Here is a 19,881-nt window from a genome sequence, read left to right on the forward strand (position 1 = left end):
TAAAAAAAACCCTCGTCTTTCGACGAGGGTTCAAATTTTGGTGGAGCTAAGCGGGATCGAACCGCTGACCTCTTGCATGCCATGCAAGCGCTCTCCCAGCTGAGCTATAGCCCCACATGTTACTTTACTTACCGCACTCTGTTGGGTTCAGAGTTTGGTGGAGCTAAGCGGGATCGAACCGCTGACCTCCTGCATGCCATGCAGGCGCTCTCCCAGCTGAGCTATAGCCCCGTCGTAAAGCTGTCATGTTGACGGGCGGCATAATATGAATTCCGCCGCTGAGTGTCAACGGCAAAATCAGTCCCCACCTTTCAATCGCTGAAAAATCATGCAAATGAATCACTTTACGAGCCTGCTCGCAGTCAGGAGTTAAGCCTGTCACGTTTTCGCGTAAAACGGTGCTATAAGATGAACCACTAATTAACCCTACGAACACTCAGGAAATTGCATGATCAAGGAACGAATGACGCCAGAAGAGTTAGCCGTGCTCACTGGCTATAGCCGTCAGACCATCAATAAATGGGTACGTAAAGAAGGTTGGATTACATCGCCAAAACCAGGCGTTCAGGGCGGCAAGGCGCGTCTGGTGCATGTGAATGAAAAGGTAAGGGAGTTTATCCGCAGTGCCCGCAGGGCGTCTGAGACGCCTGAAGTGCCAGACAGCGCTGGCTACGAGGGTTCACTTCATACTTTACTTCTGACACTGGCAAATGAAATGACGCCGGATGAGCAAAAGCAGCTGACATCGCTGTTACTGCGGGAAGGGATTACCGGATTGTTGCAACGTTTAGGGATTCGCGACCAGAACTAATATGAAAAGATTACGCTGCAAAATGACCACGGATGAACTGGCTGACTGTCTGGGCGTCGCCAGGCAAACCGTTAACCGCTGGATACGCCAGAAGGGATGGAAGACGGAGGGTGTTAACGGTGTAAAAGGTGGAAGAGCAAGACTGATCCATGTCGATGCGCGAGTGAAGGAACATATTATTAGCCTTCCTGCCATCCGTCACCGGCAGGCGATTTACCAGGTGGCCGAAACGCCCTCTCTTTATGGGATACCGTCATCGTCTACCCTGATCCCACAAATCATCGACTCGCTGGAGAACATGACGCAGGTTGAACAGGAGCGTCTTCTCGTATTGCTGAAGCGCGAGGGGGTAAAAGGATTTCTCTCACGTCTCGGTATTGCTGAATAGCAGACAAAAAAAACGGCAGGTTCCCCTGCCGTTTGATTTACTGGCGATTGATTACTGCTGGCTTTCACGCTCAGCAATAAAACCCAGTGCCTTATTGATACGCGCCACGCTACGAGACTTACCAATAGCATGAACGGTAACGTCCAGCGCTGGAGACTGGCCTGCACCGGTCACGGCGACGCGCAGCGGCATCCCCACTTTGCCCATACCGACTTCAAGCTCATCTGCGGTTGCCTGAATCGCGTGATGCACATTCTCCGCGGTCCATTCCGTGATAGCGGCGATTTTGTCACGCACCACTTCCAGCGGCTGGCGGGCAACCGGACGCAGGTGTTTCTTCGCCGCGTCGGCATCAAACTCATCGAATTCTTCGTAGAAGTAACGGCAGCTTTCGGCGATCTCTTTCAGCGTTTTGCAACGCTCACCGAGCAGTTTCACCAGATCGGCCAGTTCAGGACCGGTACGGGTATCGATATTCGCCTGCTCAATGTGCCACTGCAGATACGTCGCGACATATTCTGGCTGCATGGTATTGATGTAATGATGGTTCAGCCACAGCAGCTTATCGGTATTGAATGCGCTCGCTGATTTGCTCACAGAGTTCAGAGAGAACAGTTCGATCATCTCTTCGCGGCTGAAGATCTCCTGGTCTCCGTGGGCCCAGCCCAGACGCACCAGATAGTTCAGCAGCGCTTCCGGCAGATAACCGTCGTCGCGATACTGCATCACGCTCACGGCACCATGACGTTTAGACAGTTTTTTACCGTCGTCACCGTTGATCATGGACACGTGCGCATACACCGGCACGGGCGCATTCAGCGCCTTCAGGATGTTGATTTGACGTGGCGTGTTGTTGATATGGTCTTCACCACGGACAACGTGGGTGATCTCCATATCCCAGTCGTCCACCACCACACAGAAGTTGTAGGTTGGTGAGCCGTCGGTACGGCGAATGATCAGATCGTCCAGCTCCTGGTTGCTGAATTCAATCGGGCCACGGATCTGGTCATCAAAGATGACAGAACCCTCTTGCGGGTTAGCAAAACGCACAACGCAAGGCTCATCAGCCGCATGCTCGCTATGGTCGTGGCGGCAACGACCGTCATAACGCGGCTTGTCACCGTTCGCCATCTGCTCTTCACGCAAGGCATCCAGACGCTCTTTGGAGCAGTAGCACTTATACGCCGTGCCCGCGACCAGCATTTCATCAATGACAGCGTTATAGCGGTCAAAACGTTTGGTCTGGAAATACGGGCCTTCGTCCCATTCCAGATTCAGCCAGTTCATACCATCCATAATGGCTTCGATTGCTTCCGGCGTGGAGCGCTCAAGATCGGTGTCTTCAATACGCAGCACGAACTCACCTTTGTTGTGGCGTGCAAAAAGCCAGGAATAAAGAGCGGTACGTGCACCACCGACGTGCAGATAGCCTGTCGGGCTCGGCGCGAAGCGAGTTTTGATTTTCATGAAATGGCCTTACGTTATAAAGATGCCGGCAATCGGCAAATCCTGGGGAAAAAACAATGGGCAATATTCTATCACTGTGCGGCGATTCCTCAATGTTGTTCCCTGAATCGGGCCTGAGTTTACTGTTTTTGTTTAGAAATCATGCGCCACCGCCCGTTTCGCGATCGTTTTGTCTAATTTTACGACGAACGAATAAAAACTTTAGAAAATGCGTTGACTCATTTTCAACTCTCCCTATAATGCGACTCCACACAGCGGGGGTGATTAGCTCAGTTGGTAGAGCATCTCCTTTACACGGAGGGGGTCGGCGGTTCGAGCCCGTCATCACCCACCATCTACTTTAAGTAGACTCGCAGTGTAGATAAGAATTGAGATTGGGCGATTAGCTCAGTTGGTAGAGCATCTCCTTTACACGGAGGGGGTCGGCGGTTCGAGCCCGTCATCGCCCACCATTCTCACCTTATCGCAGCAGTTCCGAAATGGGCGATTAGCTCAGTTGGTAGAGCATCTCCTTTACACGGAGGGGGTCGGCGGTTCGAGCCCGTCATCGCCCACCATTTCGGGTCGTTAGCTCAGTTGGTAGAGCAGTTGACTTTTAATCAATTGGTCGCAGGTTCGAATCCTGCACGACCCACCAATGTAAAAAAGCGCCCTAAAGGCGCTTTTTTGCTATCTGCGATTTAATCAATTCGAACCTGCCAGATATGGCAGTTTTGCTCAAGCTAATCCTTTCCTTGCCGATACCTCTGTTTTATGGCGAAAAGGATCTCATGATGACAACCCTCAATGCAGTTTCTCTGTCGGCGATGGAAATCGGCAGTGCTGATAACAGTTCTGGTAGCAATGACATTGCCTCCCAGATCAATCGGCTGATGAAACAGATAACAAAAGCCACTCAGCAACTCAAAGAAGTGGCACTGAGTGATGCAACAACAGAAGAAAAACAAAAGCAGCAGGAGTTACTCGAATCTCAGTTGACTATGCTGCAGGCACAGCTGGCGCAATTGCAGCGTCAGCAGGCAGAAGAAGAGATGCCAAAACAGGAAAGCAGTCAGTCAGTGGCGGAAGGCGTCAACAACCCTTCCGCTGAGCACAAGATTGATATCTATATTTGATCGTTAAACAGGGGATCGCGCGTGCGGGCTTCCATTAAGCGCTGAGCCTGCATGCGCACCACGTCCCAGCAGGCGTGAGCCGCCCCCGAGAGAGAACGGTTTTTACGTCGAACCAGCATCAGCTGGCGTTGAACGCAGGGCGTAAAACGCCTCACCGTTAAGCGACTCCCCTGCGGCAACGGCAGCGCAAGCGCCGGTAGTACGCTTATCCCAATCCCGGCTTCGACCATGGGGAACAGCGTGGCCGGGTGCCCTATCTCCTGCACAATGGTTGCCTTCACACCTTGAGCGACAAGCGCGGCATCAATCAACGGGCGGCTTCCTGAAGCATAATCCTGTAGCACTAAATTTGCCCCTTGCAACGCCTGCCATGTCACGTGCGGCAGCGATGCCAGCGCGTCGTCATCGCGACAAAGCAACAAAAAGGGTTCAGAGAGCACCGCTTCACATTCCAGGTCGCTTACCGCACCAGGGTCAATAACAATGCCGAAATCCACATCCCCCTGACGGATACTCTCCAGCACCCACTGCTGCGGCCTGTCATGCAAAACAAAATCAATATCCGGATAGCGATGATTACTTTCGGCAATACACTGAGGAATAAGATGCGCAGAGATGGTCTGGCTCGCCGCCACCCTCACCGTGCCGGAAAGCTGTTGTCCGAGTCGCCCCACATCCCTGAGCGTGCTGTTCAGCTCGTCCAGCAGCCTCTCCAGACGCGTCGCCAGCTGCTGCCCCGCTTCGGTAAGCACCACCTCACGCGTCGTTCGGTCAAGCAGTTTCACTCCCGTCTGCGTTTCCAGCTCCTTAACGCTATGGCTGACGGCCGACTGGCTGAGGCCGATCATCTCCCCCGCCCGGCTAAAACTGCGAGCCTGCGCCACGGTGACAAAAACACGAAGCTGACGTAATGAATAATTCATCTGTTTAATTCATGAATGGATGCAATAAATCAATTTTATTTCTCAAACGGAAGAAAGCACAATAGCGACATCTGCTTTCAGGAGTGATTATGAAACTTTTTCGTATCCTTGATCCGTTCACGCTTACCCTGGTGGTGACCGTTCTACTGGCCTCGTTTTTCCCGGCTCGCGGCGGTTTCGTCCCCTTCTTTGAAGGGCTGACCACGGCGGCCATCGCCCTGCTGTTCTTTATGCATGGCGCCAAACTCTCCCGCGAAGCCATCATTGCAGGCGGCGGACACTGGCGACTGCATCTGTGGGTGATGTGTAGCACCTTTATCCTCTTCCCTGTATTGGGCGTACTGTTTGCCTGGTGGGCTCCGGTGAATGTCGATCCAGCCCTGTATACCGGTTTCCTGTATCTGTGCATTCTTCCCGCTACCGTGCAGTCTGCTATCGCCTTTACCTCGCTGGCAGGCGGCAACGTGGCGGCGGCAGTTTGTTCAGCATCCGCCTCCAGCCTGTTAGGGATTTTCGTCTCGCCGCTGCTGGTGGGGCTGCTGATGAACATGCACGGTGCAGAGGGCAACCTGGAGCAGGTCGGAAGAATTTGTCTGCAGTTGCTGCTGCCGTTTGTGCTTGGGCATCTTTCCCGACCGTGGACCGGCGCGTTTGTGGCAAAGCATAAAAAATGGATTTCAAAAACCGACCAGACGTCGATTCTGCTGGTGGTTTACTCCGCCTTCAGTGAAGCTGTGGTCAACGGCATCTGGCATAAGGTTGGCGCAGGTTCACTGCTGTTTATCGTGGTCGTCAGCATTATCCTGCTGGCGATAGTGATTGCGGTGAATGTGTTTGTGGCGCGCAAATGCGGCTTTAATAAAGCGGATGAAATCACGATTGTCTTCTGCGGCTCGAAAAAGAGCCTGGCGAACGGCATCCCGATGGCGAACATTCTGTTCCCGACCTCGGTGATTGGGATGATGGTGCTGCCGCTGATGATTTTCCACCAAATCCAGCTGATGGTCTGTGCGGTGCTGGCGCGTCGTTACAAACGCCAGACCGAAAAGCTGGCGCAGAAAGAGACCCGCGCCGCGAAGGCTTAAGGACGTTTGAGGGGCTGAACCAGCTGGGTCAGCCCCTCGGTTTTAATCAGTAACGTGATAGCCATCAGCTCACCCAATCGCCCGGCCGGGAATTCATCCTTACGGGCAAACCACAGCAGATACTCCTCCGGCAAATCAATCAGTCTGCGGCCCTTGTATTTACCGAACGGCATCTCGGTATTGGCGATCTCAACGAGCTGCTCTTTCTCCACGTTACTCTCCTAACAGGCGCATCATTTCGGCTTCGTCGATAACGGCAATGCCAAGCTCCTGGGCTTTAGCCAGCTTCGAGCCCGCCGCTTCCCCGGCGATCACCAGGTCGGTTTTCTTCGATACGCTGCCTGCCACTTTGGCCCCCAGCGCCACCAGACGCGCTTTAGCGTCGTCGCGGGAAAGCTGGCTCAGGCTGCCGGTTAGCACCACGGTTTTACCGGCAAACGGACTGTCGATCTCTTCGGCGTTAACCACCACCGGCGCGGGCCACCTGATGCCCTCTTCCAGCAGCTTGCCGATGACTTCGCGGTTGCTCTCTTCGGCAAAGAAGTTAAAGACGTGCGTGGCAACCACAATGCCGACGTCCGGGACTTTTTGCAGTTCGTCAATGCTCGCTTTCTCCAGCGCATCAAGCGTGCCGAAGTACGCCGCCAGCCCTGCCGCGGTCGCTTCGCCGACTTCACGAATGCCCAGCGCGTACAGGAAACGGGCGAAGGTGGTCTCTTTCGCCGCTTCCAGCGCGTTAACAACATTCTGCGCTGACTTCGGTCCCATGCGATCCAGGCCGGTCAGTTTACCCGCGGTCAGTTTGAACAGATCCGCCGGCGTGTGAACGTACTCTTTCTCAACCAGCTGATCGATAATTTTATCGCCCATGCCGTCGACGTCCATCGCCCGACGAGAGACGAAGTGCTTCAGTGACTCTTTACGCTGCGCGCCACAAATTAAGCCGCCCGTACAGCGCGCCACCGCTTCGCCTTCCACACGCTCAACGTCCGAGTCGCACACCGGGCAGTGGGTCGGGAAGACGATCTCGCGCGTTTCGGCAGGGCGTTCTGACTCCACAACGTTAACCACCTGCGGGATCACATCGCCCGCGCGGCGGATCACCACTTTGTCCCCAATGCGCAGGCCCAGGCGTTCGATTTCATCAGCGTTATGCAGCGTGGCGTTACTCACCAGTACACCAGCAACATGTACCGGCTCCAGACGCGCAACGGGAGTAATTGCCCCCGTACGGCCGACCTGGAACTCTACGTCACGAACAAAGGTCATCTGCTCCTGAGCAGGGAACTTAAACGCCACCGCCCAGCGCGGCGCGCGCGCCACAAAGCCCAGCTGTTCCTGCAGCGCCAGTGAATTGACCTTGATGACAACGCCATCAATATCAAAGCCGAGCGTTGGGCGATCCTCTTCCACTTTGTGGTAGAACGTCAGGACCTCCTCCGGAGAGTCGCAGAGCTGAACGCGGTTACTGACCGGCAGACCCCACGCCTTAAACTGCAGCAGGCGTCCGAGGTGCGTGTCCGGCAGCTCGCCGCCCTCCAGAATACCCACGCCGTAGCAGAAGAAAGTAAGCGGTCGCTTCGCGGTGATACGCGGGTCAAGCTGGCGCAGAGAGCCTGCCGCCGCATTGCGTGGGTTAGCAAACACCTTCCCGCCGGTGCGGCGTGCCTCTTCGTTTATTTTCTCGAAGCCCGCCTGAGGCAGGAACACTTCACCGCGCACTTCCAGACGCGCAGGAATATTCTCGCCGTGCAGCTTGAGCGGGATTGCGCGGATGGTACGCACATTGGTGGTGATGTCTTCGCCCGTCGTACCGTCACCACGCGTCGCGGCACGCACCAGCACGCCGTTTTCATAAAGAATGCTGACCGCCAGACCGTCCAGCTTCAGCTCGCAGCACCAGCTCAGCGAATCACTGCTTTTCAGACGATCCTGGACGCGCTTGTTAAACGCCAGGAAACTTTCTTCATCAAAGACGTTATCCAGTGACAGCATCGGGACTTCGTGGCGTACCTGACTGAAAGCACCCAGCGGTTCCGCACCGACGCGCTGCGTCGGGGAGTCCGGCGTGATTAACTCCGGATGCTGAGTTTCCAGCTCGCGCAGCTCGCGCATCAGGCGGTCGTACTCCGCATCCGGAACTTCCGGCGCGTCCATAACATGATAGAGGTATTCATGATGGCGAAGCGTGGTTCGCAGTTCAGTGAGTTGTTGTTCGATTGAGTCCATATCGCACCATCAATGAGAAAAAACCCCCGACAGGCGGGGGTTGAGGAGGAGTTGAAGTAAACGCGACGATTACGCGTTGGCTTCCTTAACTTCGCGGATGCGGTCCTGATACTCGCGCAATTTCTGCGGGGTCATCATTCGACGCTGATCGTCGAGCACCACACCACCCACTTCGTCGGCAATGTGCTGAGCGGACTGCAGCATCAGCTTGAAGTTTTGCAGCTCGTCACCATAGGACGGAACCTGCATAAAGATCGTCACACCCGGCGTCACGAAATCACCGGTCATTTCCGGGTCAAAGGTGCCTGGGTTGACCATATTTGCCAGACTGAACAGCGCCGGGCCGCTCCCGTCAGGGCTCAGGTGACGATGGAAAATATTCATGTCGCCAAATTTGAAACCTGCCTGCTCAATGCTGTTGAGCAGCACGTCACCATTAAGGTGGCTACCATGATGGGCGCCAACGTTCATGATGATCACCGCTTCTTTACGCTGCGGTTTTTCGACAACCGGTTCCGGCTCTACAACGGGCTCTGGCTCAACGTGTGGCGCGGGAGCTGGCTGAGGCGCAGGCTGCACGTGGACAGGCTGCTGTTGCGGTTGCTGAATCGGCTGCACTGGCTGCTGTACAGGCTGTTGAGGCACAGGTTGCGGCGCAGCGGGCTGCTGATGAACCGGCTGTTGCGGCGGCTGACGCACCGGCTCTTCCACAGGCTGTGGCGCTGACTGGCGCGGCTGTGCGGAAGCATACGGCGGTTGATACTGGTGCTGCGAAGGACGAGGCGCTTCTTGCTCCCCATGTCCTGCGCCGGGCGCAGTATTGACCCGATGAACACGAACTTCACCCACGCCGTCGTCGTCGCTACCGTCGATGTCATCTTCAACGTCATCGTCATCACGACTGGACTTCATGCGCTTCAGTGGGCGATCGCGAAACATAGAAGAACGCTCTTTACGGCTGGTCCAGAAACCATGTACCAGTAAAGCGATTATGGCGATCGCGCCAACAATGATTAATATCAGACGCAAATCCTGCATCATTATATTCTCTGTTGTTCTAACACCTTGCCACCACGGCAAACATTTACTCACTAAGAGTATTTGCCGTTTAACTCAAGTGCAAGTGTATGCAGAGCATTCACAGCATAAAGATGCGCTAAAACGTGCTTTTTGCTGTTTTTTCGAACATTTCCGAACTGGTCATTGGTCCGTAACTGGATAATATAGGCGGGCAATTCCACTGGTTGTGTAAAAAGGAGTACAGCCTGGTTATGGTTTCAACATCTTCTTCATCCCCGCGCAGCGGTGTCTGGTATTTTTCTCAGGGCTGGAAACTGGTCTCTCTGCCGGGTATTCGCCGCTTCGTCATACTGCCCCTGCTCATCAACATTGTGCTGATGGGCGGCGCGTTCTGGTGGCTGTTCACAAAGCTCGAGAGCTGGATCCCGTCGTTGATGAGTTACGTGCCAGACTGGCTGCAGTGGCTTAACTACCTTCTCTGGCCGGTGGCGGTGATCTCCGTGCTGCTGGTGTTTGGCTATTTCTTCTCGACGATTGCGAACTGGATAGCCGCACCGTTTAACGGCCTGCTGGCAGAACAACTCGAAGCACGGCTCACCGGTGCGACACCGCCGGATACGGGCGTAGTGGGGATTATGAAAGATCTCCCGCGCATCATGAAACGCGAATGGCAGAAGTTTGCCTGGTACCTTCCCCGCGCGATTGTGTTGCTTATTCTGTATTTCGTGCCCGGTATCGGCCAGACGGTAGCGCCCGTGCTGTGGTTCCTGTTCAGCGCCTGGATGCTGGCTATTCAGTACTGCGACTACCCGTTCGATAACCATAAGGTGCCGTTTAAAGAAATGCGCACCGCCCTGCGCACGCGGAAAGTGACCAATATGCAGTTTGGCGCGCTGACCAGCCTGTTCACCATGATCCCGTTCCTGAATCTGTTCATCATGCCCGTCGCCGTTTGCGGCGCGACAGCAATGTGGGTGGACTGCTACCGTACTAAGCACGCGTTATGGAAATAATGCAAAAATGTGTAAAGCAGGGGTGGCTTATGCCGCCCCTTATTCCATACTGATCCCCATTATTTCCATGCAGTATATAGATATGCGAATTCCTTACTTCCCCCTACCTGTTCAACAGGTATGCTGGGTCGGTATCCCAATTTCATACAGTTAAGGACAGGCCATGAGTAAGATTTATGAAGACAACTCGCTGACTATCGGTCACACACCCCTGGTTCGACTGAACCGTATCGGTAATGGACGCATTCTGGCGAAGGTCGAATCACGTAACCCAAGCTTCAGCGTAAAATGCCGCATCGGTGCAAACATGATTTGGGATGCGGAAAAACGTGGTGTGCTGAAACCAGGCGTAGAGTTGGTTGAGCCAACCAGCGGCAACACCGGTATCGCTCTGGCCTATGTCGCTGCGGCGCGTGGCTACAAGCTGACGCTCACCATGCCTGAAACCATGAGTATTGAACGTCGCAAGCTGCTGAAAGCGCTGGGTGCAAACCTGGTTCTGACCGAAGGCGCGAAAGGCATGAAAGGTGCCATTCAGAAGGCCGAAGAGATTGTGGCCAGCGATCCGGCGAAATATCTGCTGCTGCAGCAGTTTAGCAACCCGGCTAACCCGGAAATCCATGAGAAAACAACCGGCCCGGAAATCTGGGAAGATACAGACGGTCAGGTTGACGTGTTTATCTCCGGCGTAGGTACCGGCGGAACGCTAACCGGCGTGTCCCGCTATATTAAAGGCACGAAAGGTAAAAAAGACCTGATTACCGTTGCCGTTGAACCGACTGACTCACCGGTTATCACTCAGGCTCTGGCAGGTGAGGAGCTGAAACCAGGCCCGCATAAAATTCAGGGTATCGGCGCAGGCTTCATTCCAGGCAACCTGGATCTGAAGTTGATTGATAAAGTCGTGACCATTACCAACGAAGAAGCGATCTCAACCGCACGTCGTCTGATGGATGAAGAAGGCATTCTGGCGGGGATCTCTTCCGGTGCTGCCGTTGCGGCCGCGCTCAAACTTCAGGAAGATGAGACCTTTACCAATAAGAATATTGTGGTTATCCTTCCTTCTTCGGGTGAGCGTTACTTGAGCACTGCACTGTTTGCCGATCTCTTCACTGAGAAAGAACTGCAACAGTGATGCCAGCATGTTAAAAACGCGTAAAAAAGCACCTTTTTAGGTGCTTTTTTGTGGCCTGCTTCAAAGTTTTACCCCTCCTGGCATTGCTTCACCCCGTTGTGTCTGGTATTTAAACCAGCAATTATTTTGAAGCGTGAAATTAATCAGTGAACGAAATAGCCTTGCTGAATCGATTTTATGATTTGGTTCAAGTCTTGCTTTCGCTGCATAATGTTTAATGACGATTGAAACGTCAGCGCTAACAATACAGGCTAAAGTTAAGCCGCCAGGCTAGACTTTAGTTCCACAACACTAAACCTATAAGTTGGGGAAATACAATGTTCCAGCAAGAAGTTACCATTACCGCTCCGAACGGTCTGCACACCCGCCCTGCTGCTCAGTTTGTTAAAGAAGCGAAAGGCTTCACTTCTGAAATCACTGTAACTTCCAACGGCAAAAGCGCTAGCGCAAAAAGCCTGTTCAAACTGCAGACTCTGGGCCTGACTCAGGGCACCGTGGTCACCATCTCTGCGGAAGGTGAAGACGAGCAGAAAGCAGTTGAGCATCTGGTTAAACTGATGGCTGAGCTCGAGTAAGTTTACGGGTTCTTTTCAATATCAGTCACAAGTAAGGTAGGGTTATGATTTCAGGCATTTTAGCATCCCCGGGTATCGCTTTCGGCAAAGCACTGCTGCTGAAAGAAGACGAAATCGTCATTGACCGGAAAAAAATTTCTGCCGACAAGGTTGATCAGGAAGTTGAACGTTTTCTGAGCGGTCGTGCCAAGGCATCTGCGCAACTGGAAGCGATCAAAACTAAAGCTGGCGAAACTTTCGGTGAAGAAAAAGAAGCCATCTTCGAAGGGCACATCATGCTGCTCGAAGATGAGGAGCTGGAGCAGGAAATCATAGCCCTGATTAAAGATAAAGGCATGACGGCCGACGCGGCTGCGCATGAAGTTATCGAAGGTCAGGCAACTGCCCTGGAAGAACTGGATGATGAATACCTGAAAGAGCGTGCGGCTGACGTACGTGACATCGGTAAGCGCCTGCTGCGCAACATCCTGGGTCTGGCCATTATCGATCTGAGCGCGATTCAGGACGAAGTTATCCTGGTTGCCGCCGACCTGACCCCGTCCGAAACCGCACAGCTGAACCTGAACAAAGTGCTGGGTTTCATCACTGATGCAGGTGGCCGTACCTCCCACACCTCTATCATGGCGCGTTCTCTGGAACTGCCTGCCATCGTGGGTACCGGTAGCGTCACTGCTCAGGTGAAAAACGACGACTATCTGATTCTGGATGCCGTAAACAACCAGGTTTACGTCAACCCAACTAACGAAGAGATCGAGCAGCTGCGCGCCGTTCAGGAGCAAGTTGCAACCGAGAAAGCGGAACTCGCTAAACTGAAAGACCTGCCAGCCATTACGCTGGACGGCCATCAGGTAGAAGTGTGCGCGAACATCGGTACCGTACGCGACGTTGAAGGCGCTGAGCGCAACGGTGCGGAAGGTGTAGGTCTGTATCGTACAGAATTCCTGTTCATGGACCGTGACGCGCTGCCAACTGAAGAAGAACAGTTCGCTGCGTACAAAGCCGTGGCTGAAGCCTGTGGCTCTCAGGCGGTTATCGTCCGTACCATGGACATCGGTGGCGACAAAGAGCTGCCGTACATGAACTTCCCGAAAGAAGAGAACCCGTTCCTGGGCTGGCGCGCAGTGCGTATCGCCATGGATCGTAAAGAGATCCTGCGTGACCAGGTTCGCGCTATCCTGCGTGCATCCGCTTTCGGTAAACTGCGTATCATGTTCCCGATGATCATCTCTGTTGAAGAAGTGCGTGCACTGAAGAAAGAGATCGAAATCTACAAACAGGAACTGCGCGACGAAGGTAAAGCGTTTGACGAGTCAATCGAAGTGGGTGTGATGGTGGAAACACCAGCAGCCGCAACAATTGCGCGTCATTTAGCCAAAGAAGTTGATTTCTTTAGTATCGGCACCAATGATTTAACGCAGTACACCCTGGCAGTTGACCGTGGTAATGATATGATTTCACATCTCTACCAGCCAATGTCACCGTCCGTACTGACGCTTATTAAGCAAGTAATTGATGCTTCTCATGCAGAAGGTAAATGGACTGGCATGTGTGGTGAGCTTGCAGGCGACGAACGTGCTACACTTCTGTTGCTGGGTATGGGTCTGGACGAATTCTCTATGAGCGCCATTTCCATCCCGCGCATTAAGAAGATTATCCGTAACACGAACTTCGAAGATGCGAAGGTGTTAGCAGAGCAGGCTCTTGCTCAACCGACAACGGACGAGTTAATGACGCTGGTTAACAAGTTCATTGAAGAAAAAACAATCTGCTAATCCACGAGATGCGGCCCAATTTACTGCTTAGGAGAAGATCATGGGTTTGTTCGATAAACTGAAATCTCTGGTTTCTGATGATAAGAAAGACTCCGGAACTATTGAGATTGTTGCTCCGCTCTCCGGCGAGATCGTCAACATCGAAGACGTGCCGGATGTAGTGTTTGCTGAGAAAATCGTTGGTGATGGCATTGCTATCAAACCAACTGGCAACAAAATGGTTGCTCCAGTTGACGGCACCATCGGTAAAATTTTTGAAACCAACCATGCGTTCTCTATCGAATCTGATAGCGGTATCGAACTGTTCGTTCACTTCGGTATCGACACCGTTGAACTGAAAGGCGAAGGCTTCAAGCGTATCGCAGAAGAAGGCCAGCGCGTTAAAGTTGGCGACCCGGTGATTGAATTCGATCTGCCACTGCTGGAAGAAAAAGCGAAGTCTACCCTGACTCCGGTTGTTATCTCCAACATGGACGAAATCAAAGAACTGATCAAACTGTCCGGCAGCGTGACCGTGGGCGAAACCCCGGTTATCCGCATCAAGAAGTAATTCTTGCCGCACAAAGAAATGGCGCCTTCGGGCGCCATTTTTGTTTATGCGGGGAGAATAAGCTCGTCGTAACCTTTCGACTGGGTATAAACCATCACGTCCGTCACCCGATCCCCTGCTTTGCGAATCGCCTCAGCAATGGTTTTGCCTTCGACAATTCCGCTGACCAGCTCCGAACAGAACAGATCGCCCGTCCCTTTCAGATCGGTTTCGACACGAGGGTGCGCGCTCACGGTCACGCTTTCTTTACTCACCAGCACCACGTGGATATTTTCCGGGTCATCGGCCACCGGCGCACTGGTGATCGCAACCCATTTCAACGTATCTGAGAGCAACCCCTGTGCGGCGACAATCGCGCATTCAGGAGTACGGCACGGTTTGCCGCTTAACACTTCCAGCTCAAAGACGTTCGGCGTAATCCCCTGCGCCAGCGGCAGCAGATGCTCGCGATAGGCTTCAGGGATATCCGGTTTCACGTACATCCCGCTGTCGATATCGCCGATAACCGGGTCGACCAGCACCAGCAGATCGGGATGCTGCACTTTGATGGTCTTGAGCCACCGGGCCAACAGTTTTATCTGGCTGGCACTGCCCATATAGCCGGTGGTGACCGCCTTAAGCTCGCGCAGGATCTCGCGCTCGTTCAGGGCCTTAAGGTAGCCGCTAAACCACTCGTCGGGGATCACCCCACCGTAGAAGGTGTCGTAGTGCGGCGTGTTGCTAAACAGCACCGTCGGCACGGCAGTCACGTTCAGCCGATGGGTACGAATATTTGGCACAGCGATACTGTTGCCCACGCTGCCGTAAACCACCTGCGACTGCACCGCAACAATATCGGTTTGCTGCGCCCGGGTTTTATCCCGGAATAGAATCATCTCCATGACGCTTAAATCCCCGCCCCCTGCGAATAACTCTCTTCACCAAAGACGCCGGTAGAGAGATAACGATCGCCGCGATCGCAAATAATTGCCACCACTACGGCACCCGGGTTTGCCTTTGCCACCCGAATCGCCCCCGCTACCGCGCCGCCCGAACTGACGCCGCAGAAGATGCCTTCGCGCACGGCCAGCTCACGCATGGTATTTTCCGCCTCGCGCTGGTGAAGATCCAGCACCTCATCCACAAGCTGCGCATTAAAGATGCCCGGCATGTATTCCGCCGGCCAGCGGCGAATCCCCGGGATGCTGCTCCCCTCTTCCGGCTGCAGGCCAACAATGGTGACGGCTTTCTCCTGCTCGCGCAGGAAACGCGACACTCCGGTAATAGTGCCGGTTGTCCCCATGCTGGAGACAAAGTGGGTGATGCGCCCGTCCGTTTGTTGCCAGATTTCCGGGCCGGTGGTGGTGTAGTGCGCGTACGGGTTGTCCGGATTGTTGAACTGATCGAGCAGTTTACCTTCACCGCGCTCGGCCATTTCTAACGCTAAGTCGCGTGCGCCTTCCATACCCTGCTCTTTGGTCACCAGAATCAGCTCGGCCCCGTAGGCACGCATCGCGGCGCGGCGCTCCTGGCTCATGTTGTCCGGCATCAGCAGCTTCATGCGGTAGCCTTTCAGCGCGGCGATCATCGCCAGCGCGATACCGGTGTTGCCGCTGGTGGCCTCAATCAGCACGTCGCCCGGCTTGATTTCACCGCGTTTTTCGGCCTGAACAATCATCGACAGAGCGGCACGGTCTTTCACCGACCCCGCCGGGTTATTGCCTTCGAGTTTGACCCAAATTTCGCTGCCGTTGTCTGGCCCCATGCGCTGAAGCTTGACCAGAGGCGTGTTGCCGATGGTGTTTTCGAGTGTATTCACGTTTTTTACTCAATAAAAAAGCCGGGTGGCGCTTCGCTTACCCGGCCTACAAGACGCAGTGATAACTGTAGGCCCGGTAAGCGCAGCGCCACCGGGCGATAAACATCCTAATAACCTATCAGGCTGTCTCTGCCAGAGCAATATCCTCGCGCGTCTCGATGCGCTCCTTCCCATGATAAATACGCGCATGCTGCAGCCCGACAAACAGCCGCTCACCCCGGTGCGGCGGCTCTTCGTCGCGCATCACCACGGTCAGCGGCTCCGTATACCAGCCCAGCGGCTGTACCACCAATTGGGTGTAGTGACCTTTAGGGCTAGCTTCCAGCACCTGTACCGGCAGCGGTGAATCCAGGCTGGTGCGACGGCTGACGTCCACTTCCCACGGGCGCAGGAACAGATCGACCGGCCCCTGATGCGCGGAGGTATAGCCCAGCGGCCAGCGGTGCGCGCCGACGTGGAACTGACCGCCGCGAATGGTCCCCTGTAGACGGTTCACTTCGCCCATAAACTCCAGGACAAAACGGGTCGCCGGTTCACGCCAAAGCTGTTCAGGCTCGTCAACCTGCTCGATGTTCCCCTGGCTCATCACCACCACGCGGTCCGCGACTTCCATCGCTTCTTCCTGATCGTGGGTGACGAAGACGCTGGTGAACTTCAGCTCTTCATGAAGCTGACGCAGCCAGCGACGCAGCTCTTTACGCACCTGCGCGTCCAGCGCGCCGAAGGGTTCATCCAGCAGCAGAATTTGCGGCTCAACGGCTAACGCGCGCGCCAGCGCCACGCGCTGTTTCTGCCCGCCGGACAGCTGGGCAGGGAAACGGTCTGCCAGATGCGCAAGCTGCACCATCTCCAGCAGTTTGGTCACTTTCGCTTTGATAGTTGCCGCATTTGGACGCTCGCGACGCGGCAGCACCGTCAGACCAAACGCGATGTTGTCGAACACCGTCATATGACGGAACAGCGCGTAATGCTGGAACACAAAGCCTACTTTACGATCGCGGGCATGCAGGCGGCTCACGTCGGTGCCGTGAAAGCGGATATGTCCGCTGGTCTGATGCTCAAGCCCGGCGATAATACGCAGCAGCGTGGTTTTACCGGAACCTGACGGCCCCAGCAGCGCGACCATTTGTCCGGAAGGGATATCCAGCGAGATATCATTCAGCACCTGGGTGCGACCAAAAGACTTCTTAATATTGGCAATCTCAATGCTCATGATTTCCCTCCTGATGCAGACGTTTTTCCTGATTCTCTAAACGCCACTGCACCACACTCTTCAAAAACAGGGTCAAAATCGCCATCAGCGTTAGCAACGCTGCGGCAGTAAAGGAGCCGATGGTGTTGTAGTCCTGCTGCAGCAGTTCAATCTGTAACGGCAACGACAGCGTTTCACCGCGGATGGAACCGGATACAACAGAAACGGCCCCGAACTCCCCAATCGCGCGGGCGTTGGTCAGCACCACGCCGTAGAGCAGCGCCCAGCGGATATTCGGCAGCGTCACGCGACGGAACATCTGCCAGCCTGACGCACCCAGCAGCACCGCCGCTTCGTCTTCATTGCTCCCCTGGCTTAACATCACCGGCACCAGTTCACGCACCACAAACGGACAGGTCACAAAGATAGTCACCAGCACCATGCCCGGCCAGGCGAACATAATCTGCAGGTTATGCTCATCCAGCCAGCCGCCCAGCGGGCCGTTAGAGCCGTAAAAGAGCAGGTAAACCAGACCGGCAACAACTGGCGACACGGCAAACGGAATATCCAACAGGGTCAACAGCATCTGACGACCCGGGAAGTTGAAGCGCGTCACCAGCCAGGCCAGCAGCGTACCGAATACCAGGTTGACCGGTACCGTGATCAGCGCAATCAACACGGTCAGCCAGATGGCGTGCAGCATATCCGGGTCCGCCAGATTTTCCAGCGCGGGCATAATCCCTTTACTGAATGCCTGGACAAAGATATAGACCGTTGGCACAACGAGAATAAGTGCGGATACCAGCACGCCCGTCCCAATCAGAAACCATTTTGCCCAGTTGATGCGGGGCGCATCGTAACGCTTCAATTGAGTAACTTCCGCCATCAGTGACCTACCACACGTCGACCAAAGCGACTTTGCAGAGTGTTAATCGAGTACAGCAGCAGCAGCGACGCGGCGAGGATCACCGAAGCAATCGCGCTCGCAGCCGGATAATCAAACTCCTGCAAACGCACAAAAATCATCAGCGAGGTCACTTCCGTTTTCCACGCGATGTTCCCGGCGATGAAGATCACCGCACCAAACTCGCCGAGGCTACGGGTGAAGGAGAGCGCCACGCCCGCCAGCAGCGCCGGAGAAAGCTCTGGCAGCACAACCTTGCGGAAACTCTGCCAGCGCGTCGCCCCCAGCGTTTCCGCCGCTTCTTCATATTCCGGGCCTAAATCTTCCAGTACCGGCTGTACGGTTCGCACCACAAACGGAATGCTGGTGAAGGCCATCGCTACCGCGATACCGAGCCAGGTATAGGTCACTTTGATATCAAACTTCGCCAGCCACTCGCCGTAAAAACCGTTCACCGAGAACAGCGACGCCAGCGTTAAGCCCGCCACCGCCGTCGGCAGTGCAAACGGCAGATCCATCAACGCATCAAGCAGCGTGCGGCCCGGGAAGCGGTAGCGGGTTAAGATCCACGCCATCAGCAGGCCGAACACGCCGTTAAAAATCGACGCCACAAACGCCGACAGCAGCGTTACCTTATAGGCCGCCACCACCTGCGGGTTGGTGATCACCTCCCAGTACTGGGCCCAGCTCATATCAGAGAGCTGCACCACCAGCGCGCTGAGCGGTAACAACAAAATCAGGCAGACGTACAGCAGGCTGGTTCCGAGGCTTAAGGTAAAGCCCGGCAGCACGCGTTTTGTCGATACTGCAAACATTACTTACGCCCCGCCGCCAGCAATTTATCTAACTCACCGCCGCTGACAAAATGCGTTTTCATCACTTCAGGCCATGAGCCGAAATGGTCTTCCACGCGGAACAAATCGGTCTGCGGGAATTTATCTTTCAGCTTGTTCATCACGTCCGGGTTATTCACGCGGTAGTAGTAATCGGTAATGATGGTCTGCGCCTGCGGGCTGTACAGGTAGTTGAGATAGGCTTTTGCCGCTTTCTCGGTACCGTTTGCCTGCACGTTTTTATCCACCCAGGCCACCGGGAACTCGGCCAGAATGTTCGTTTTCGGGATAACCACTTCGAAGCCCTGCGCTTCGTACTGTTTACGGATATTGTTTACTTCGGACTCGAAGCTGATCAGGACATCGCCCAGACCACGCTCCGCGAAGGTTGTGGTCGCGCCGCGGCCGCCGGTATCAAACACTTCGACGTTTTTCAGGAACTGGGTCATGAACTGCTCGGTCTTCGCTTTATCGTTACCGTCAGCTTTATCCGCCGCGCCCCATGCCGCCAGATAGGTATAACGCGCGTTGCCAGAGGTTTTTGGGTTCGGGAAAATCAGTTTTACGTCGGAACGCACCAGGTCGTTCCAGTCGTGGATGTTCTTCGGGTTGCCCTTGCGCACCAGGAAGCCCATGGTGGAATAGAACGGCGAGCTGTTGTTCGGCAGACGGCTCTGCCAGTCCGCCGGGAGCAGCTTGCCTTTATCGTGCAGGATCTGCACGTCAGTCACCTGGTTATAGGTCACCACATCGGCCTTCAGTCCCTGCAGGATGGCCAGCGCCTGTTTGGATGAACCGGCGTGGGACTGCTTGATGGTCAGCTTGTCGCCGTTATTGTCTTTTGCCCACTGCTGTTCAAACGGTGGGTTAAGGGCGGCAAACAGCTCGCGGGAGACATCATACGAACTGTTAAGCAGCTCGGTTGCCTGCGCCTGCGCCACCAGCAGTAAACCTGCCAGTGCCAGCGATCCTTTTTTTAGTACAGTAACGGCCATTGCGCACCCTTATAAATGTGATGACTATCTTATAGTCATAATATTTATAACGAGGTCGAAAGGAGTAACGGTTTTA

The 19,881-nt window shown here is 54.5% G+C and carries 20 protein-coding genes and 6 tRNA genes; 13 read left to right on the forward strand and 13 right to left on the reverse strand.

What is annotated here, in order from left to right; translation table 11 throughout:
• Window positions 1-38 precede the first annotated feature (38 nt).
• Together HV355_RS04700 and HV355_RS04705 are read right to left on the reverse strand one after the other, a co-directional pair.
• A tRNA-Ala gene (locus tag HV355_RS04700) sits at window positions 39-114 on the reverse strand.
• A gap of 41 nt (window positions 115-155) precedes the next feature.
• Window positions 156-231, reverse strand: a tRNA-Ala gene (locus HV355_RS04705).
• A 217-nt stretch (window positions 232-448) separates the two neighbouring features.
• On the opposite strand from HV355_RS04705, the gene HV355_RS04710 reads away from it, so the two are divergent.
• A complete protein-coding gene (locus HV355_RS04710; protein WP_100165800.1) occupies window positions 449-811 on the forward strand; it encodes a YfeC-like transcriptional regulator in 363 nt (120 codons plus the stop codon).
• A 1-nt stretch (window position 812) separates the two neighbouring features.
• Window positions 813-1,199 (forward strand): YfeC-like transcriptional regulator, encoded by a 387-nt coding sequence (locus HV355_RS04715; RefSeq protein WP_182401057.1) that lies wholly within the window; start codon window positions 813-815, stop codon window positions 1,197-1,199.
• Window positions 1,200-1,250: 51 nt separating this feature from the next.
• Here the strand turns inward: HV355_RS04715 and gltX are convergent, their stop codons facing one another.
• The gene (gene gltX, locus HV355_RS04720) at window positions 1,251-2,666 is read right to left on the reverse strand and encodes a glutamate--tRNA ligase (protein ID WP_089597878.1); all 1,416 of its coding nucleotides are present in this window, start codon (window positions 2,664-2,666) and stop codon (window positions 1,251-1,253) included.
• Window positions 2,667-2,924: 258 nt separating this feature from the next.
• On the opposite strand from gltX, the gene HV355_RS04725 reads away from it, so the two are divergent.
• The 5 genes from HV355_RS04725 (at window position 2,925) to HV355_RS04745 (ending at window position 3,781) form a co-directional block, all read left to right on the forward strand.
• Window positions 2,925-3,000: transfer RNA gene (locus HV355_RS04725), tRNA-Val, on the forward strand.
• A 42-nt stretch (window positions 3,001-3,042) separates the two neighbouring features.
• Window positions 3,043-3,118: transfer RNA gene (locus HV355_RS04730), tRNA-Val, on the forward strand.
• 29 nt (window positions 3,119-3,147) lie between these two features.
• Window positions 3,148-3,223, forward strand: a tRNA-Val gene (locus HV355_RS04735).
• A gap of 4 nt (window positions 3,224-3,227) precedes the next feature.
• Window positions 3,228-3,303, forward strand: a tRNA-Lys gene (locus HV355_RS04740).
• A gap of 136 nt (window positions 3,304-3,439) precedes the next feature.
• Complete coding sequence (locus HV355_RS04745) at window positions 3,440-3,781, forward strand: FlxA-like family protein (protein WP_108416674.1); 342 nt, start codon at window positions 3,440-3,442, stop codon at window positions 3,779-3,781.
• Here the strand turns inward: HV355_RS04745 and HV355_RS04750 are convergent.
• The gene (locus HV355_RS04750) at window positions 3,772-4,704 is read right to left on the reverse strand and encodes a LysR family transcriptional regulator (RefSeq protein ID WP_089597876.1); all 933 of its coding nucleotides are present in this window, start codon (window positions 4,702-4,704) and stop codon (window positions 3,772-3,774) included. The genes HV355_RS04745 and HV355_RS04750 overlap by 10 nt on opposite strands.
• An 89-nt stretch (window positions 4,705-4,793) precedes the next feature.
• Between HV355_RS04750 and HV355_RS04755 the strand changes: the two genes are divergently transcribed.
• Window positions 4,794-5,789 carry a bile acid:sodium symporter family protein gene (locus HV355_RS04755; protein ID WP_182401059.1) on the forward strand — a complete coding sequence of 332 codons (996 nt, stop codon included), beginning with the start codon at window positions 4,794-4,796 and terminating at the stop codon, window positions 5,787-5,789.
• On the opposite strand, the gene HV355_RS04760 is transcribed toward HV355_RS04755, so the two are convergent.
• The 3 genes from HV355_RS04760 to zipA all read right to left on the reverse strand — a co-directional run bounded on the left by HV355_RS04760 (window position 5,786) and on the right by zipA (window position 9,059).
• Window positions 5,786-6,001, reverse strand: a complete 216-nt coding sequence (locus HV355_RS04760; protein ID WP_003861328.1) for a DUF3820 family protein — start codon at window positions 5,999-6,001, stop codon at window positions 5,786-5,788. The genes HV355_RS04755 and HV355_RS04760 overlap by 4 nt on opposite strands.
• A 1-nt stretch (window position 6,002) precedes the next feature.
• Window positions 6,003-8,018 (reverse strand): NAD-dependent DNA ligase LigA, encoded by a 2,016-nt coding sequence (ligA, locus tag HV355_RS04765; protein ID WP_108416675.1) that lies wholly within the window; start codon window positions 8,016-8,018, stop codon window positions 6,003-6,005.
• A 69-nt stretch (window positions 8,019-8,087) separates the two neighbouring features.
• A complete protein-coding gene (gene zipA / locus HV355_RS04770; RefSeq protein ID WP_174340872.1) occupies window positions 8,088-9,059 on the reverse strand; it encodes a cell division protein ZipA in 972 nt (323 codons plus the stop codon).
• Between the two features lie 230 nt (window positions 9,060-9,289).
• Here zipA and cysZ point away from each other — a divergent pair, with 230 nt between their 5' ends.
• From cysZ to crr, 5 genes are all read left to right on the forward strand, one after another.
• On the forward strand, window positions 9,290-10,051 hold the full coding sequence (cysZ, locus tag HV355_RS04775) for a sulfate transporter CysZ (protein WP_182401061.1): 762 nt from the start codon (window positions 9,290-9,292) through the stop codon (window positions 10,049-10,051).
• Window positions 10,052-10,214: 163 nt separating this feature from the next.
• Complete coding sequence (cysK, locus tag HV355_RS04780; protein ID WP_010433759.1) at window positions 10,215-11,186, forward strand: cysteine synthase A; 972 nt, start codon at window positions 10,215-10,217, stop codon at window positions 11,184-11,186.
• Window positions 11,187-11,503: 317 nt separating this feature from the next.
• A complete protein-coding gene (gene ptsH, locus HV355_RS04785; RefSeq protein WP_000487600.1) occupies window positions 11,504-11,761 on the forward strand; it encodes a phosphocarrier protein Hpr in 258 nt (85 codons plus the stop codon).
• 44 nt (window positions 11,762-11,805) lie between these two features.
• Complete coding sequence (gene ptsI / locus HV355_RS04790) at window positions 11,806-13,533, forward strand: phosphoenolpyruvate-protein phosphotransferase PtsI (protein ID WP_010433760.1); 1,728 nt, start codon at window positions 11,806-11,808, stop codon at window positions 13,531-13,533.
• Window positions 13,534-13,573: 40 nt separating this feature from the next.
• Window positions 13,574-14,083: a PTS glucose transporter subunit IIA gene (gene crr, locus HV355_RS04795; protein WP_003861316.1), complete on the forward strand. Its 510-nt coding sequence runs from the start codon at window positions 13,574-13,576 to the stop codon at window positions 14,081-14,083.
• A 44-nt stretch (window positions 14,084-14,127) separates the two neighbouring features.
• Here the strand turns inward: crr and pdxK are convergent, their stop codons facing one another.
• The 6 genes from pdxK to cysP all read right to left on the reverse strand — a co-directional run bounded on the left by pdxK (window position 14,128) and on the right by cysP (window position 19,805).
• Window positions 14,128-14,964, reverse strand: a complete 837-nt coding sequence (gene pdxK / locus HV355_RS04800; protein ID WP_182401063.1) for a pyridoxine/pyridoxal/pyridoxamine kinase — start codon at window positions 14,962-14,964, stop codon at window positions 14,128-14,130.
• Between the two features lie 5 nt (window positions 14,965-14,969).
• Complete coding sequence (cysM, locus tag HV355_RS04805; RefSeq protein WP_182401065.1) at window positions 14,970-15,881, reverse strand: cysteine synthase CysM; 912 nt, start codon at window positions 15,879-15,881, stop codon at window positions 14,970-14,972.
• 118 nt (window positions 15,882-15,999) lie between these two features.
• Window positions 16,000-17,094, reverse strand: a complete 1,095-nt coding sequence (gene cysA / locus HV355_RS04810) for a sulfate/thiosulfate ABC transporter ATP-binding protein CysA (RefSeq protein ID WP_042716105.1) — start codon at window positions 17,092-17,094, stop codon at window positions 16,000-16,002.
• Window positions 17,084-17,959 (reverse strand): sulfate/thiosulfate ABC transporter permease CysW, encoded by an 876-nt coding sequence (gene cysW / locus HV355_RS04815; RefSeq protein WP_010433766.1) that lies wholly within the window; start codon window positions 17,957-17,959, stop codon window positions 17,084-17,086. Before cysW ends, cysA begins: the two co-directional genes overlap by 11 nt.
• Complete coding sequence (gene cysT / locus HV355_RS04820) at window positions 17,959-18,792, reverse strand: sulfate/thiosulfate ABC transporter permease CysT (RefSeq protein WP_126544309.1); 834 nt, start codon at window positions 18,790-18,792, stop codon at window positions 17,959-17,961. The genes cysW and cysT overlap by 1 nt, the downstream gene beginning before the upstream one ends.
• Window positions 18,792-19,805: a thiosulfate/sulfate ABC transporter substrate-binding protein CysP gene (cysP, locus tag HV355_RS04825; RefSeq protein WP_010433770.1), complete on the reverse strand. Its 1,014-nt coding sequence runs from the start codon at window positions 19,803-19,805 to the stop codon at window positions 18,792-18,794. The genes cysT and cysP overlap by 1 nt, the downstream gene beginning before the upstream one ends.
• Between the last annotated feature and the right edge of the window lie 76 nt (window positions 19,806-19,881).

Source organism: Enterobacter sp. RHBSTW-01064 (genome assembly GCF_014103035.1).
Lineage (GTDB): Bacteria > Pseudomonadota > Gammaproteobacteria > Enterobacterales > Enterobacteriaceae > Enterobacter > Enterobacter mori.

Bases quoted from the DNA above. Each gene is read 5' to 3' on its own strand.
- cysK (WP_010433759.1), top strand. From the start codon at position 10,215: ATGAGTAAGATTTATGAAGACAACTCGCTGACTATCGGTCACACACCC.
- HV355_RS04750 (WP_089597876.1), bottom strand. From the start codon at position 4,704: ATGAATTATTCATTACGTCAGCTTCGTGTTTTTGTCACCGTGGCGCAG.
- HV355_RS04745 (WP_108416674.1), top strand. From the start codon at position 3,440: ATGACAACCCTCAATGCAGTTTCTCTGTCGGCGATGGAAATCGGCAGT.
- zipA (WP_174340872.1), bottom strand. From the start codon at position 9,059: ATGATGCAGGATTTGCGTCTGATATTAATCATTGTTGGCGCGATCGCC.
- crr (WP_003861316.1), top strand. From the start codon at position 13,574: ATGGGTTTGTTCGATAAACTGAAATCTCTGGTTTCTGATGATAAGAAA.
- HV355_RS04715 (WP_182401057.1), top strand. From the start codon at position 813: ATGAAAAGATTACGCTGCAAAATGACCACGGATGAACTGGCTGACTGT.
- cysW (WP_010433766.1), bottom strand. From the start codon at position 17,959: ATGGCGGAAGTTACTCAATTGAAGCGTTACGATGCGCCCCGCATCAAC.
- HV355_RS04755 (WP_182401059.1), top strand. From the start codon at position 4,794: ATGAAACTTTTTCGTATCCTTGATCCGTTCACGCTTACCCTGGTGGTG.
- pdxK (WP_182401063.1), bottom strand. From the start codon at position 14,964: ATGGAGATGATTCTATTCCGGGATAAAACCCGGGCGCAGCAAACCGAT.
- cysA (WP_042716105.1), bottom strand. From the start codon at position 17,094: ATGAGCATTGAGATTGCCAATATTAAGAAGTCTTTTGGTCGCACCCAG.
- ptsI (WP_010433760.1), top strand. From the start codon at position 11,806: ATGATTTCAGGCATTTTAGCATCCCCGGGTATCGCTTTCGGCAAAGCA.
- ligA (WP_108416675.1), bottom strand. From the start codon at position 8,018: ATGGACTCAATCGAACAACAACTCACTGAACTGCGAACCACGCTTCGC.
- cysP (WP_010433770.1), bottom strand. From the start codon at position 19,805: ATGGCCGTTACTGTACTAAAAAAAGGATCGCTGGCACTGGCAGGTTTA.
- gltX (WP_089597878.1), bottom strand. From the start codon at position 2,666: ATGAAAATCAAAACTCGCTTCGCGCCGAGCCCGACAGGCTATCTGCAC.
- cysZ (WP_182401061.1), top strand. From the start codon at position 9,290: ATGGTTTCAACATCTTCTTCATCCCCGCGCAGCGGTGTCTGGTATTTT.
- cysT (WP_126544309.1), bottom strand. From the start codon at position 18,792: ATGTTTGCAGTATCGACAAAACGCGTGCTGCCGGGCTTTACCTTAAGC.
- HV355_RS04710 (WP_100165800.1), top strand. From the start codon at position 449: ATGATCAAGGAACGAATGACGCCAGAAGAGTTAGCCGTGCTCACTGGC.
- ptsH (WP_000487600.1), top strand. From the start codon at position 11,504: ATGTTCCAGCAAGAAGTTACCATTACCGCTCCGAACGGTCTGCACACC.